We start from the raw sequence: 12,998 nt of genomic DNA, 5'->3' as shown, positions 1-12,998 counted from the left end.
CAAACAGCCAGACGGCGACGCAGCGTAACTAGCTACGAGGGCAGAACCAGGGATTCCGGGGCGAACCGGAGGGCGGACGCGATCAGCGGCTTTCGGCCATGGGTCAAGAACGGCCATGAGCCCGGGTCGGCTACGAGCCGTTCAGCTCGCACGTGCCACAGAACGGCCCTGAGTCGCGGGGCTTGCATGAGCCCGGCGGCTCGCACGAGCCAAAGAACCGCCACAACTCCGGCGGCTGCCGGTCGTGAGCCGTGCGGGTTAAGCTCTGCAGCTCAGCTCACCGCGCAAATCAGCTCAGACAACAGTGCAATCGCAGGCAACGTCGCCGGCAGCGACAGTCGGCAGCCCCGAAGGGTGCGGACTGTTGCCGGCGGTTGTGATCGCTGCAGATTGACATGTCACTAAGGTTCTACGAGCCAGACGCACGTGACAACCCGGCCGTCATCGGCCGTCACATAGCGCGCTTCGGCGCTACGCTGGAGACCATGGGGAGATGGTTCGCGGCGAAGCAGCGAGGCGCAAAGCGCAGGAAGTTCGTACTTCGTCCCCCGGTTCAACCTCGCTGGTGGAAAACACGCAGGGTGCGCACCGAAAGATCGAAGCGACCGCGCGAACACAGCAGCCGGATCAGCTCGACCGGTTGGGGCTGGATCATCACCGTCCTGCTCAGCTCGACCCTCTTCTCGATCAGTGTGCCGGTGCTCAGCTATGACTACCGCGTGCACATCGTGCCAGCTTTCGTGCTGGCGTTTCTGCAATCGGGTGCGCTGCCGCTGGCGATGCGACAGCCACGCATCGCCATCGCCGCGTCATCGACGGCGGCGTTGGCACTGGGGCTCGTCACCCAGCAGAGTGCCGGGCCACCCTGGCCGCTCCCCGTGGCGGCGATGCTCACCCAGCTGGCGATCATCGCCCTCGTCTCGCTGCGCTATCACTGGTCGACAGCCGTCACCGCCTGGCTAGCCGGCGTCCTGGCCACAGTTCTGGCCGTGCTTGCCGGATTTGGGCACTCCGCCGCTCTGGCCGGGGCGATCAACAACTGTGTGACCTTTGCCTCGCTGGCCGGAGCGATTCTGATCGTCGGCGTCCTGATCAAACAACGTCAGGTAATCAGATCGCAGCTCCTGGTTGAGCGCAGGATCAGCGCCGAAGAACACGCGCGGCGCACCCTGATCGAGGAGAAGAACAGGGTGGCCAGGGAGCTGCACGACGTGGTGGCACACAACATGTCGGTGATCAGCGTTCAAGCGTCAACGGCCCAGTACAGGCTGCCGGGGCTCGATGTCGATGTACGGCGGGAGTTTGACGAGATAGCGGCCTCGTCCAGGCAGGCAATGGCCGAGATGCGGAGCCTGCTTACAGTGCTGCGCGCCACCGATGAGGACAGCACGGACCCCGAACTGAGGCCGGCGCCCACCCTTCGACAGCTCCCCGAGCTGATATCCGCCGCGCAGCGAGGCGGGATCACGGTCGAGCTGGTGGCCGCCGGCGCGCCGGAGGAATTCGCGGTCAGTCATACGGTCGGAACGGCGGGCTACCGGATCATTCAGGAAGCGCTGAGCAACGTGATCCGGCACGCCCCGGGCGCCAACACCCGGATCAGCGTCGCCGCCGATCAGGCGTCGCTTAGGCTCGAGGTCAGAAACGCGGCGCCGCCGGTGCCGTCCCCGGATAGACCCGAAGGTCGCTCGACTGCCGAGGCCGGCAGCGGCCACGGGATCCGCGGAATGCACGAGCGGTCAAAGCTCGTCGGCGGCACGGTGAACACGGAGCATTTGCCGGACGGTGGCTTCATCGTGAGCGCTGCATTGCCACTGGCGCCGGAGCCGAGCGCCGGTGAACCGCAATCAATCCCGATCAGAAAGACGTGACGTGACAATTTCGGTAGTGATCGCCGACGACCAGGCCATGGTGCGGGCAGGGTTTGCCGCGCTGCTTGCCGCGCAGGACGATATCGAGGTACTCGGCCAGGCCGCAAACGGCGAGGAGGCCGTGCGGATCTCCCGGCAGACCAGGCCGGACGTTGTGCTGATGGACATCCGGATGCCGGTGCGCGACGGTCTTGCGGCCACCCGGCTGCTGCTCGAGCCGTCTCCCGCGGTCGCGCACCATCCCAGGGTTCTGATGCTGACCACCTTCGACGTCGACGACTACGTCTATGACGCATTGCGGGCCGGTGCCAGCGGGTTCTTGCTCAAGGACGCGCCGCCGGCAGACCTGGTCTCGGCGGTCAGGGTGATCGCATCGGGCGAGGCTCTGCTTGCCCCAACCGTCACCCGCCGATTGATCGAACAGTTCGCACAGACTCCGCGGTCGAACCGCTCATCGTCGCCCGGCGCATTGCGGCTTGGCGAGCTGACCGAACGCGAACGCGAAGTTCTCACCCTCGTGGCCCGCGGCAAGTCGAACTCCGAAATCGCCGGCGACCTCTTCATCGCCGAACAGACCGCGAAGACCCACGTCAGCAAGATCCTTGGCAAGCTTCAGGTCCGGGATCGGGTGCAGGCAGTCGTTGCCGCCTACGATGCCGGTTTCGTCACCCCGGTCTCCGACTAGCCTCGCGGCGCCGCCCTGATACCCCGGTAGGGGTCCGGAACGGCTCCCTTGGGTGATGTGCGTCCGAACACCCGCTACCTACGCTGCGATCAGATAACGAAATCGCACGAGGGAGCGCAGAGATGTACGCAACAAGTGAGGCTGCTGCCGGGTCGGCAATCGATAGCCGAGCCCGACAGTTTCCGCCGGTTACCGACACCAGGGATCGAGCCGTCGATCTGGTGCGTTCCGCCAGCCTCTTCGTGGTGGTGCTGCTGCACGCCATGATGGTCGGCGTCAGCGTCGTCGATGGTGACCTGTCAGTCGGGAACGCAATCGCAGATTCCGGCTGGTTCGTGCCGGTGAGCTGGTTGATTCAGGTTATGCCGCTGTTCTTTATCGTCGGCGGGTTCGCGAGCATCACCTCCTGGCGGCGGATGCGGGCACGAGGGGCGTCGTGGACGGAATACGTCAACGGGCGGCTGCAACGACTGACCGTTCCCGCCGTCGTGATGATCAGCGCGGTGGGGCTTGGCCTGGCGATAGCCCAGGCGGCGGGTATGCCGGCTGACCTGCTCGCGGAAGCCAGCCTCCGGATCGGCCAGCCGCTGTGGTTCCTCGCCGTTTACATCGGCTGTTCCGCGCTGGTCCCGATCATGTCGGCGTTGCACTTCCGAGCCCGTAGGCTGACCCTGCTCGGCCTTCTGATCGGAGTGGTCGGAGTCGACGCGCTGCGGATGGGCAGCGGTCTCGACGGGTTCGGCTACCTCAACCTGGCGTTCGTCTGGTTGCTGATCCAGCAACTGGGATTTGTCTACGCCGATGGCTGGCTGGAAGCCCGGTCCAGGCGTCAGCTGATCGTCGGCCTGTGTGCCTCGCTCGCGGTGCTCGTCGTCATCACCGGCACCGGCCTGTACTCGGCGGACATGCTGACCAACCTCAACCCCCCGACGGTCTGTCTGGTGCTGCTCGGGGTTGGGCAGCTCTGCCTTTTCGGGCTGATCCGTCCGGCGTTGAACCGGTGGATGGCGAACACCTCACGGCAGCGCGCCGTCACACTGCTTGGCGATCATGCGATGACGGTGTACCTGTGGCACATGCCAGTGATACTCGCCATCGTCAGCGTGATGATAGCCACCCGGATGCCGTTGCCGGAGCCGCAGTCGGCTACCTGGTGGGTGACCCGCCCGCTGTGGTTGCTGACGATCGCTATCGTGACGTTTCCGGTTGCCATGCTGCTGGCCCGGGTGGAGGCTTCGTCCGGCAATGCCCAATGGCAGAGCTTGCTTCCCGCGCGCCGGCTGGTCCGCGGCTGGGCGCCGAGCGCCGCCGGTCCGCTCGCTGTCGTACTCGGGATCGCTGGCATCTGCACCGTCCTGCTCGCGGGCTTCGCACCCCTGCTGTGGACAGTTGTAGGTGCGGCTCTTCTGCTCGCCTCGCTGAACATCATGGGCGGCGCGAGCGGGATCACCCGGCCGGGGTTACCAAGGCCTCTCGGCTGACTCTTGTTCCGGTGAGTCGGCGCCGCGCTTCGAATCGCCTCGCTGCCGACGCTCCTCGGCGGATTCCTGGTTCCGCTGCTCTAGTTTCTCCTGCTGACTCTGGTCGGCCTGCGAATCCGAGGCTTGCGCATCATCGGCGCTCGACGAGTCCTGGTCGCTGTCCTTGCCTCCTGCCTTCTGTTCAAGTCGGCTTTCGGAGCGACGCATCGACTGGGCAGCGCCGGAGCCCTCCCCATCGCCGGCGAAGCACCCTTCCGGGGCCTTCTCGATCACGGTGAGCGCCTCGCGGTACAAGACCTTCGCCTGATCGGATGCTGCGCGACCGGCATCGCCCTGCGCGTCAGCCGCGTCGCCTTGCGCCTCGATTGTCAGCGCCAGATTGGCCCGCACCATGCATTCCGCCTCTCCGGAGGCATGGTGCAGCGCCTTTTCGAATTCGGTCCGTGCCGCGTCGTGTTGCCCGGTCGCCCCGAAGGCGTCGCCCAGATTGAAATGTGCCTTGTATGGCTCGATCACGTTGACCACAGTCAGCGCATTGGACAGTTTCGCGCTGCGCTCGTAGTCACCATCCTGGTAGGCGGCGACGGCCAGCGACCCGAGCATCGGCACGAGGAGGAGTTTCATTGCGACCAGTGCCAGGACGAGTCCGACGGGGGTCGACCAGATCAGGAGCCGGCGACGTAGCGAACGCTGCTGTGTCATGCCCGTGCCTTTCGTCGAGGTTGCAGATCGCGCCGCGCGCGCAACAGCCCGGCCAACTCGCCGGCGAGCAGCAGGGATAGCGCACCGGCCGGAATCCAATACAGTTCGATCCGGTTGGATGTGAGGCCAGAATCCGGGCTCAGATCTCCCGGTTGCGCATCGTCCAGGGCAGGGCCGATCGGTTCGCCGGCGGCACGGTGCGTGTACCCGACGCCGAGCTGCTCGGCGATTGCCCGGAGGTTCGTTTCGTCGATGACGGATTCTGCGTCCTGCGATGACCCGGCAGAACGGATGTACCGGGACGGGCCCTGATAGCCGAGGTTCTCGCGCATCCGGCCACCCTGGCTGGTGCCGTAGCCAAGGACGCCGCCGCCGTCGATCAGTTCCGCCGCGTCGGCGAACGATTCCGGGGCGCTGCCCGCGGTCTGCTCGCCGTCGCCGAGATAGAAGACCGCGCGGGAACGTTCCGGATGGCTCTTCTTCGCGGCTTTTAGCCGTTCGGTCAACAGCTCGCGGGCGGCACTGATGCTGCTGCTTCGCGAGTACATGGTGATCTCTGGGGCGAGCACCTCGCTGACGGTGCTCAGCGCGGTGGTGTCGGTTGTCAAAGGCAGCCGCATGGTTGCCGCGCCATCGAACGTGATCAGCGAGAATCGCGCTCCGGCCAGCTTCGTGGCGATCTGCCGGATGTCGCTGCGCACGCCTTCGAGTCGAGGCTTGCCGTCGTAGTCCTCCGCCGCGATGCTGCTGGTGGTGTCCACGACGAAGAAGACATCGACATCGCTCGCGCCGGCCCTCGCCTCACCGCCGGCAACGCCGGGACGGACGGCAACACACAACATGAGTACGACCATGCCGAGCCGAAGCAGCCAGGCCCGCCGGCGCTGTGCAGAGCGCCAGGCCAGCGCGCCCGTGCCGACGAGCAGCGGAACGAAGACCAGGGCGACGCCCCACCAGGAAAACGTGGGAAGGAAGCTCATAGCTTCAGCCTCCAGACCAGAACCAGAAATGCGATCAGCCCAAGGAGGGTGAGAATGATCGATGGCGTTGGCCGGTCCGCGATCAGGAGAGTCGGCGCGGAGCTGAGCAGGGATGCCTCACGTTCCTGCACGGTTGCGACAATCTCACCGACCGCCTTCGCGTCATCCAGCGCGTAATACTCGCCATCGGTGCGTTCCATGCAGTTCCTCATCTCGGCGCCTTCCTTCGCCTGGTGGCTGCCGGCGGAAAAGTCGTTGGGATTGATGCCATATACCCGGACCTTTTCCTTCCTGGCGAGTTCCGCGGCCTGAGGGAGCGTGTAGATCGGACTGCCGCTGACGTAGTTGTCTGTGGCGAAGACCACCGATCGGGCCCTGTTCTCGGTTGGCCGGTCAAATGATTGCACGCAGGATGCCAGGCCGTCGCCAATCAGCGATGAGCCGCCGCCGAGGCCGGTACCGGAGTAGAAGTCGACGTCGCCATCCTGGTTTGTGAACGCCTTGGCGAGGGTGCTGAGCTGCTCGGCGACGAAGTCGTAGTCGTCGGTCAGCGGAAATACCGAGACAGCGGAGCTGTCGAACAGCGTCAGCCCGATCCGCTCTCCGTCGAACTTCCTGGCAAGCTGGGCGAACTTTTCGGCAACGGCTGCGTCCGAGGCCAGCATCGAGCCGGAGACGTCCAGGCACAGGATGATGTCCCGGTTGTGTTGCTCCGGTGTGTGGGTGCTGCGCTCCGTTGGGCGTGCCGCGACGGCGAGCGCCGATAGCCCGGCCACAAGCGTGATGCTGATCGTCGCGGCCAGCACCCGCTGGTACCTTCGCAGCTTGTGACGGTACAACGGCAGAGCGGTGAGCCGCTCTGAGTGGGCGACCGGAACGGCCTGACCCCGACGATTCCCGCGGCGCAGCAGACACCAGACGATTGCCGCACCGGTGACGGCGAGCGCGATCGCCAACCACCAGAACGTCAGGCCCATGCCAGCACCAGCTCCCGCGCCTGCGCGACCGTCGGGTCCGAGTCGGGCCGGGTCCGGGTCGAAGAGGCAAACTCGTCAGGGTAGAAGTGTTCGACGGCGTCGCCAAGACGGTTCTGGCCTCCGGCTCGCAGTTCCTCCAGTGTCATCATCGGCGCCTCGATGCCGCTGGCGGCCTGGGCGAACTCGCGCACGAGGACGCTGAGCTGCTGGGCGCATGCCTTGGGTGGCAGCTGGCCGTGCCTGCCCCGTTCGCCGATGTCGTCGATCCGGCCGAGGTAGTGAGCCTTCAGCGCGTCCAGGCTGATCGGCTGCTTCGCCACGGTGAGTGCCGGCTTTCGCTTCCGGGTCATGAATCCGACGAGTGCGTACCACAGGCAGATCAGCGCGAAGAGCGCCAGCCCGGCGATGAACCAGTGGCCGAGGTAGCCGACGGGCGGGATGAGGCTGCTATCGCTGGACATGCCGGTGCCCTTCCAGGAGTCTGAGCAGCTGCGGGATCAGCTGAGCCTCGCTGCCGACGCGCTCGCTGGCGATGCCAAGCCGGCGCAGCATATCGCCTGTCGCCATCCGCCGGTCGTGCATTGCGTTGGCGTAGGCCCGACGCAGTCCGGCATCGTCGCGTAGAGCTGCGGGGAGACGGCTGCCGTCCGCGACGTCCCACCATGGCGTCTCCGGCTGCGGATCCATCAGGTCGGCGTCGTCGAGCGAGAGCCAGATGATTTCATGCTGTGCCCGCAGACGGCGGAGCAGTCTGTCGTCGCCCATGCCGAGGGCTCGGTCGTCGGCTACTACGAAGAGCAGCATTCGGCGACGCGTGGAGCGGACGATGAAGCGGAGCTGCTCGGCTAGGTCGCTATCCGGGGCCTGCAGGGAGACCTCGGCGTCGATGAACCGTAGGAGGTTCTCCAGATGCGCTTCGCCGCCCCTGGCGGGCAGGGATCGGGTGTGCTCGGCATTTCCTGCGACGAGCCCGACCAGGTCGCCGTGATCGGTGGCAAGGCAGCCGATCACGCCGCTGGCCGCTATCGCCAGGTCCTTTTTCAGTTCTCCGGACGGCGTCACGGCTGCCATGTTCCGGCCGGTGTCGACGACGAGACCGACGGTGTGCTTGCGATGTGCGACATATCGTCTGACCAGGGGAGAGCCGTGGCGCGCGGTCGCCTTCCAGTCGATATCCCGGATTTCATCACCGGGAACGTAATCCCGCAGGTCATCGAAGTCGAGACTCTTGCCACGGAAGATCGAGCGATACCCGCCATCCAGGATGCCGTGGGTGTGGCGGTGGGCGTGGATGGCCATCGTGGTCCTCACCTTTTTCAGTAGGCTCGGCATGGCGATCAGGGTGTCGGCACGGACGCGGTGATCGCGTCGATGATGGTTTCAACCCGGAGGTTATCGGCGGCCGCCTCGAAGCCGAGGAGAATACGATGGCGCAGCACCCGGTGCGCGAGCCGCTTGACGTCCTCGGGGATAACGAAGTCGCGGCCCGCGAGCAGGGCGAGGGCGCGGGCCGCACGGCTGAATGCGATGCTGGCACGTGGACTCGCGCCGAACTCTATGTAGCGTGCCAATCCGCCCGGCAGGTATTTAGAGGCGTTCCGACTGACGAATACCAGGTTGACTATGTACTTGCTGATCGCCGGGTCGATGTAAACAGCCTGGGCAAGCCGTCGCAGTTCCAGGACCTGATCGTTGCCGATGGCGGCAAGCGTCTCCGTGTTGTCGTCGTACACGCCACTGTCGATCCGTCGCAGAACCTCGGCTTCTTCTGCCGGGGTCGGATAGTCGAGCACGTCCTTGAGCATGAAGCGGTCGAGTTGTGCCTCCGGTAGCTGGTACGTACCCTCCTGCTCGATCGGATTCTGGGTAGCCAGCACGAGGAAGGGCTGGGGCAGCGCGTAGATGGTGCCGCCGACACTTGTCTGCCCCTCCTGCATCGCCTCGAGCATCGCGCTCTGCGTCTTCGCGCTGGATCGGTTGATCTCATCGAGCAAAACGTAATTGGCATGTACCGGCCCGAGTGCGGTGACGAAGGTCCCCTTGGCGGCATCATAGATCTGGGTGCCGACGATGTCGCTCGGCAGCAGGTCCGGCGTGCACTGAATCCGGCTGAACGTGCCACCGGTAGCCTCGGCGAGCGTCGTCGCCGCCGTCGTCTTTGCCAGGCCAGGCACGCTTTCCAGCAGCACGTGGCCTCCGGTGAGCAGGCCGAGCAGCAGCGTCTCCCGCAGGCCGGCCTGCCCGACGACCTTGACGTCGTAGGCATCCAGCACCGTCTGGAGGATGTCGCGGGCATAGGTAGGTGAGGCCGGTTGTGGCAAGTAGCCGGGCATGGCCGACGGCTGGCGCGCTGGATGGCGCGACGCGGTGAGCTGCTGATTCACAATCGTTCCCCTTTGACTTAAGCGTTGACTTTCACGCTAGGCAGCGCCGGGGTGACAGCGGATGCAGACTTGTTGCAGTCTCGGCACAGGCGTTTCAGCTGCCTGGCCGCTTATCTGCCAAGCCGTGTAATCAGCCACGCCGTCTATCAGTCGCACCGTGCTGTAGTGGCTCGCCAAAGGGGAACGAAGGGCTGTTATCCCTGCGGCGTTACTACCCTTTGGATGATTCCTGCCTGGCCCAGCCTGTCCTGAAGGGTGTTGACCGCATCGGCGAAGGCGTTGTTGGCCTTGGCGGCGCCGAGGGCACCCCCTTTCAGTGCGCCGGAGGTGGCATCACGTCGCACCCTGGCGACGAGCTCGCCGCCGTCGTTCTGGAAGAATTCGACCAGCATCGTGATGGCGAAGTCCTTTCCGGCCAGCGCGCCGAGCCAAATCGTCTTCTTGTTGCTGCCGCGGCTGGCAAGCATGGCGCCGTTGGGCGCCTGGGAAACCTGGTAACCGAGCGACTCGAAGCTGCCGGCGATGGCGGCTTTTACCGCGCCGTGGTCGCCGCTGAGGATGAAGTCGTAGATCGTGGGAGCCATGGCTGCCTTCAGTGGTGGTCGGAGTCCGGATCGGCTCGGCAAAGACGTGCCGCCCGGTTCTGGGGACGCTCTCAAGGATACTTTCCGCACGACTCGCAATTGGCCGGGAACTGACCCGGTTGTGGATGAATCTGGTGACAACTTGCACCCCTCCTGGCGTCCTTGCAGGTCAGCGACTTACAGCCCTGTTATTCACAGCTTGTGGACGACACGCGGAGCGAAGAATAGACACGCAGGTACTTGCCAAACCACATCGATGTAACACATGATCTAGGGGTAGCCGCAGGGCCAATCACTAGATATAGTAGTTATAGCGGATTGGTGGCTCCACGCGGACTACACGGGATCTACCTGGAATCACAGGCATTGAGGGCAACGACAGGTGTTTTCGACCGCGACTTTCGCGTCGGTGAGCCACTGTCAGTGCCAGGCGATATGACTGGTATACGAAGCAGCAACGAGTTCAACAGCGCGACGAGCAGAGTTCTTCACTGAATTTGAACTAGGAAGAGATTGATGATGATTACGGTCTACACAAAGCCGGCCTGCGTTCAGTGCAACGCTACCTACCGCGCCCTCGATGCCAAGGGCGTCGAATACAAGAGCATTGACATCAGTGAGGATCTCAATGCCCTGGACGTCGTGAAGGCGATGGGGTACATGCAGGCCCCCGTTGTTGTGACCGATAACGATCACTGGTCGGGTTTCCGTCCGGACAAGATCGATGCTCTAGCGCGATCGGCAGCTACGAACGTGGCATGAGCCTGATCTACTTCTCAAGTGTTTCTGCCAACACGCACCGCTTCGTAACGAAGCTCGGGCGGGATGCTCGCCGCCTGCCGCTTTTCACCAAAGAAGAAACCCTGGACGCCGGGGATCCGTTCGTGCTTGTCACACCAACGTACGGCGGTGTCCAGGGTGGTTCAGTTCCTAAGCAGGTCATAAAGTTCCTCAACCAGGAGCGTAACCGTTCCCTGATCAGGGGAGTCATCGGCTCAGGCAACACCAACTTCGGGGCCGAATATTGCAAGGCGGCCGACATCATTGCAGCAAAGTGCCGGGTGCCTCGCCTCTATCGTTTCGAACTCATGGGGACAGACGAAGATCTCCGTATCGTCGATCAAGGATTGGATCAGTTTTGGACACAACAGTCGCAGAGCGCGAAATAGCTCCCGGTACGGACACGAGTGAGCTTGACTACCACTCGCTCAATGCCATGCTCAATCTTTACGATGAGAACGGCAAAATTCAGTTCGACATGGATCGCGAAGCTGCGCATCAGTACTTCCTGCAGCACGTCAACCAGAACACCGTGTTCTTCCACGACTTCGACGAGCGGCTCGACTACCTGATCAAGAACGACTACTACGAGCGCGACATCCTCGACAAGTACTCCCGGAACTTCATCCGGGAGCTCAACGATTTCGCCTATTCCAAGAAGTTCCGGTTCCAGACCTTCCTGGGTGCGTTCAAGTTCTACACCTCTTACACGCTGCGTACCTTCGACGGCAAGCGCTACCTGGAGCGCTATGAGGACCGGGTCACGATGGTTGCCCTCGGCCTGGCCCAGGGTGATGAGACGCTGGCCAGGAACCTGGTGGAAGAGATCATCGGCGGACGGTTCCAGCCTGCGACGCCGACCTTTCTCAATACGGGCAAGAAGCAGCGCGGCGAACTGGTCTCCTGCTTCCTGCTGCGTATCGAAGACAACATGGAATCCATCGGCCGGTCGATCAACTCCGCCCTGCAGCTATCGAAGCGCGGCGGCGGGGTAGCGTTCAGCCTGACCAACATCCGCGAAGTCGGCGCGCCGATCAAGCAGATCGAGAACCAGTCGTCGGGCGTCATTCCGGTAATGAAGCTGCTCGAGGACTCCTTCTCCTATGCCAACCAGCTCGGTGCCCGCCAGGGAGCCGGCGCGGTCTACCTGCATGCTCACCACCCTGACATTTACCGGTTCCTGGATACCAAGCGCGAGAACGCGGACGAGAAGATCAGAATCAAGACGTTGTCCCTCGGCGTCGTGATCCCGGACATCACATTCGAGCTGGCGAAGAAGGATGAGGACATGTACCTCTTCTCGCCGTACGATGTCGAGCGGGTGTACGGTATGCCGTTCACCGATGTGTCGGTCACCGAGAAGTACTACGAGATGGTCGACGATTCCCGGATCAAGAAGACCAAGATCAAGGCCCGTGAGTTCTTCCAGACGCTGGCCGAGATCCAGTTCGAATCCGGTTACCCGTACATCATGTACGAAGACACCGTGAACCGGGCGAACCCGATCAAGGGCAAGATCACGATGAGCAACCTGTGCTCGGAAATCCTGCAGGTGTCGACGCCGACGACGTACAAGGACGACCTCTCGTACGACGTGATCGGCAAGGACATCTCATGCAACCTGGGTTCGCTGAACATAGCGCTGACCATGGACTCGCCGGATTTCGGCAAGACAGTTGAAACGGCGATTCGGGGTCTCAGCGCGGTGTCGGACATGAGCCACATCGGTTCGGTCCCGTCGATCGAAAAGGGCAATGACGTCTCGCACGCCATCGGTCTCGGTCAGATGAACCTGCACGGCTACCTGGCCCGGGAACGGATCCACTACGGTTCCGAAGAGGGCCTGGACTTCACGAACATCTACTTCTACTCCATCGTGTTCCATGCCCTGCGTGCATCGAACCGGATCGCCATCGAGCGCGGCGAGTACTTCGAAGGGTTCCCGGACTCGAAGTACGCGTCGGGGGAGTACTTCGAGAAGTACACCGAGCGGGTGTGGGAACCCAAGACCGAGCGGGTCACGAACCTGTTCGCCTCCGCCGGTATCCCGATCCCGACCCAGGAAGACTGGCTCGAGCTCAAGGCTTCAATCATGAAGCACGGCATCTACAACCAGAACCTGCAGGCTGTCCCGCCGACCGGCTCCATCTCGTACATCAACAACTCGACGTCTTCGATCCACCCGGTGGCATCGAAGATCGAGATCCGCAAGGAAGGCAAGATCGGCCGGGTCTACTACCCAGCGCCCTTCCTGACCAACGACAACCTGGACTATTACCAGGATGCATACGAGGTCGGCTACGAGAAGATCATCGACACATACGCCGAAGCCACGCAGCACGTCGATCAGGGTCTATCGCTGACGCTGTTCTTCATGGATACCGCAACCACGCGCGATATCAACAAGGCGCAGATCTATGCCTGGAAGAAGGGCATCAAGACCGTTTACTACATCCGACTGCGTCAGCTCGCACTCGATGGCACCGAAGTTGAGGGCTGCGTCTCCTGCATGCTCTAAGCAGGATCGTTTGCCGCAATTCTTGAGAATAGGAGA

Annotated in this window: 13 protein-coding genes; 6 read left to right on the top strand and 7 right to left on the bottom strand. The window is 63.3% G+C overall.

Annotation, left to right across the window (positions count from 1 at the left end):
• Window positions 1-581 precede the first annotated feature (581 nt).
• The 3 genes from LWF01_RS11925 to LWF01_RS11915 all read left to right on the top strand — a co-directional run bounded on the left by LWF01_RS11925 (window position 582) and on the right by LWF01_RS11915 (window position 4,037).
• On the top strand, window positions 582-1,871 hold the full coding sequence (locus LWF01_RS11925) for a histidine kinase (RefSeq protein WP_349637604.1): 1,290 nt from the start codon (window positions 582-584) through the stop codon (window positions 1,869-1,871).
• Window position 1,872: 1 nt separating this feature from the next.
• Window positions 1,873-2,556: a response regulator gene (locus LWF01_RS11920; RefSeq protein WP_349637603.1), complete on the top strand. Its 684-nt coding sequence runs from the start codon at window positions 1,873-1,875 to the stop codon at window positions 2,554-2,556.
• 122 nt (window positions 2,557-2,678) lie between these two features.
• Window positions 2,679-4,037, top strand: coding sequence for an acyltransferase family protein (locus LWF01_RS11915; RefSeq protein WP_349637602.1), 1,359 nt, complete (start codon window positions 2,679-2,681; stop codon window positions 4,035-4,037).
• Here LWF01_RS11915 and LWF01_RS11910 read toward each other — a convergent pair.
• The 7 genes from LWF01_RS11910 to LWF01_RS11880 all read right to left on the bottom strand — a co-directional run bounded on the left by LWF01_RS11910 (window position 4,017) and on the right by LWF01_RS11880 (window position 9,664).
• Window positions 4,017-4,739 carry a hypothetical protein gene (locus LWF01_RS11910; RefSeq protein ID WP_349637601.1) on the bottom strand — a complete coding sequence of 241 codons (723 nt, stop codon included), beginning with the start codon at window positions 4,737-4,739 and terminating at the stop codon, window positions 4,017-4,019. The genes LWF01_RS11915 and LWF01_RS11910 overlap by 21 nt on opposite strands.
• Complete coding sequence (locus LWF01_RS11905; protein WP_349637600.1) at window positions 4,736-5,719, bottom strand: VWA domain-containing protein; 984 nt, start codon at window positions 5,717-5,719, stop codon at window positions 4,736-4,738. Before LWF01_RS11905 ends, LWF01_RS11910 begins: the two co-directional genes overlap by 4 nt.
• The gene (locus LWF01_RS11900) at window positions 5,716-6,696 is read right to left on the bottom strand and encodes a vWA domain-containing protein (RefSeq protein ID WP_349637599.1); all 981 of its coding nucleotides are present in this window, start codon (window positions 6,694-6,696) and stop codon (window positions 5,716-5,718) included. The genes LWF01_RS11905 and LWF01_RS11900 overlap by 4 nt, the downstream gene beginning before the upstream one ends.
• Window positions 6,687-7,157 carry a hypothetical protein gene (locus LWF01_RS11895; RefSeq protein ID WP_349637598.1) on the bottom strand — a complete coding sequence of 157 codons (471 nt, stop codon included), beginning with the start codon at window positions 7,155-7,157 and terminating at the stop codon, window positions 6,687-6,689. The genes LWF01_RS11900 and LWF01_RS11895 overlap by 10 nt, the downstream gene beginning before the upstream one ends.
• Window positions 7,144-8,028, bottom strand: coding sequence for a DUF58 domain-containing protein (locus LWF01_RS11890; RefSeq protein ID WP_349637597.1), 885 nt, complete (start codon window positions 8,026-8,028; stop codon window positions 7,144-7,146). The genes LWF01_RS11895 and LWF01_RS11890 overlap by 14 nt, the downstream gene beginning before the upstream one ends.
• 5 nt (window positions 8,029-8,033) lie before the next feature.
• Window positions 8,034-9,080: an AAA family ATPase gene (locus LWF01_RS11885; RefSeq protein ID WP_432761953.1), complete on the bottom strand. Its 1,047-nt coding sequence runs from the start codon at window positions 9,078-9,080 to the stop codon at window positions 8,034-8,036.
• A gap of 194 nt (window positions 9,081-9,274) precedes the next feature.
• On the bottom strand, window positions 9,275-9,664 hold the full coding sequence (locus LWF01_RS11880) for a hypothetical protein (protein WP_349637596.1): 390 nt from the start codon (window positions 9,662-9,664) through the stop codon (window positions 9,275-9,277).
• 516 nt (window positions 9,665-10,180) lie between these two features.
• Here LWF01_RS11880 and nrdH point away from each other — a divergent pair.
• From nrdH to nrdE, 3 genes are read left to right on the top strand one after another with little or no spacing between them, the layout of a single operon-like run.
• On the top strand, window positions 10,181-10,426 hold the full coding sequence (gene nrdH, locus LWF01_RS11875; RefSeq protein ID WP_349637595.1) for a glutaredoxin-like protein NrdH: 246 nt from the start codon (window positions 10,181-10,183) through the stop codon (window positions 10,424-10,426).
• Window positions 10,423-10,833: a class Ib ribonucleoside-diphosphate reductase assembly flavoprotein NrdI gene (nrdI, locus tag LWF01_RS11870; protein ID WP_349637594.1), complete on the top strand. Its 411-nt coding sequence runs from the start codon at window positions 10,423-10,425 to the stop codon at window positions 10,831-10,833. Before nrdH ends, nrdI begins: the two co-directional genes overlap by 4 nt.
• 47 nt (window positions 10,834-10,880) lie before the next feature.
• The gene (nrdE, locus tag LWF01_RS11865) at window positions 10,881-12,962 is read left to right on the top strand and encodes a class 1b ribonucleoside-diphosphate reductase subunit alpha (RefSeq protein ID WP_349640906.1); all 2,082 of its coding nucleotides are present in this window, start codon (window positions 10,881-10,883) and stop codon (window positions 12,960-12,962) included.
• Window positions 12,963-12,998: the final 36 nt, after the last annotated feature.

Source organism: Saxibacter everestensis (genome assembly GCF_025787225.1).
Taxonomy (GTDB): domain Bacteria; phylum Actinomycetota; class Actinomycetes; order Actinomycetales; family Brevibacteriaceae; genus Saxibacter; species Saxibacter everestensis.
The sequence above is the reverse complement of the archived record's forward strand: the minus strand, read 5'-3'. Positions and strand labels throughout refer to the sequence as shown.

Coding starts and splice junctions, on each gene's coding strand:
- LWF01_RS11880 (WP_349637596.1), bottom strand. CDS start 9,664: ATGGCTCCCACGATCTACGACTTCATCCTCAGCGGCGACCACGGCGCG.
- LWF01_RS11900 (WP_349637599.1), bottom strand. CDS start 6,696: ATGGGCCTGACGTTCTGGTGGTTGGCGATCGCGCTCGCCGTCACCGGT.
- LWF01_RS11910 (WP_349637601.1), bottom strand. CDS start 4,739: ATGACACAGCAGCGTTCGCTACGTCGCCGGCTCCTGATCTGGTCGACC.
- nrdI (WP_349637594.1), top strand. CDS start 10,423: ATGAGCCTGATCTACTTCTCAAGTGTTTCTGCCAACACGCACCGCTTC.
- LWF01_RS11895 (WP_349637598.1), bottom strand. CDS start 7,157: ATGTCCAGCGATAGCAGCCTCATCCCGCCCGTCGGCTACCTCGGCCAC.
- LWF01_RS11915 (WP_349637602.1), top strand. CDS start 2,679: ATGTACGCAACAAGTGAGGCTGCTGCCGGGTCGGCAATCGATAGCCGA.
- nrdH (WP_349637595.1), top strand. CDS start 10,181: ATGATGATTACGGTCTACACAAAGCCGGCCTGCGTTCAGTGCAACGCT.
- nrdE (WP_349640906.1), top strand. CDS start 10,881: ATGCTCAATCTTTACGATGAGAACGGCAAAATTCAGTTCGACATGGAT.
- LWF01_RS11890 (WP_349637597.1), bottom strand. CDS start 8,028: ATGCCGAGCCTACTGAAAAAGGTGAGGACCACGATGGCCATCCACGCC.
- LWF01_RS11905 (WP_349637600.1), bottom strand. CDS start 5,719: ATGAGCTTCCTTCCCACGTTTTCCTGGTGGGGCGTCGCCCTGGTCTTC.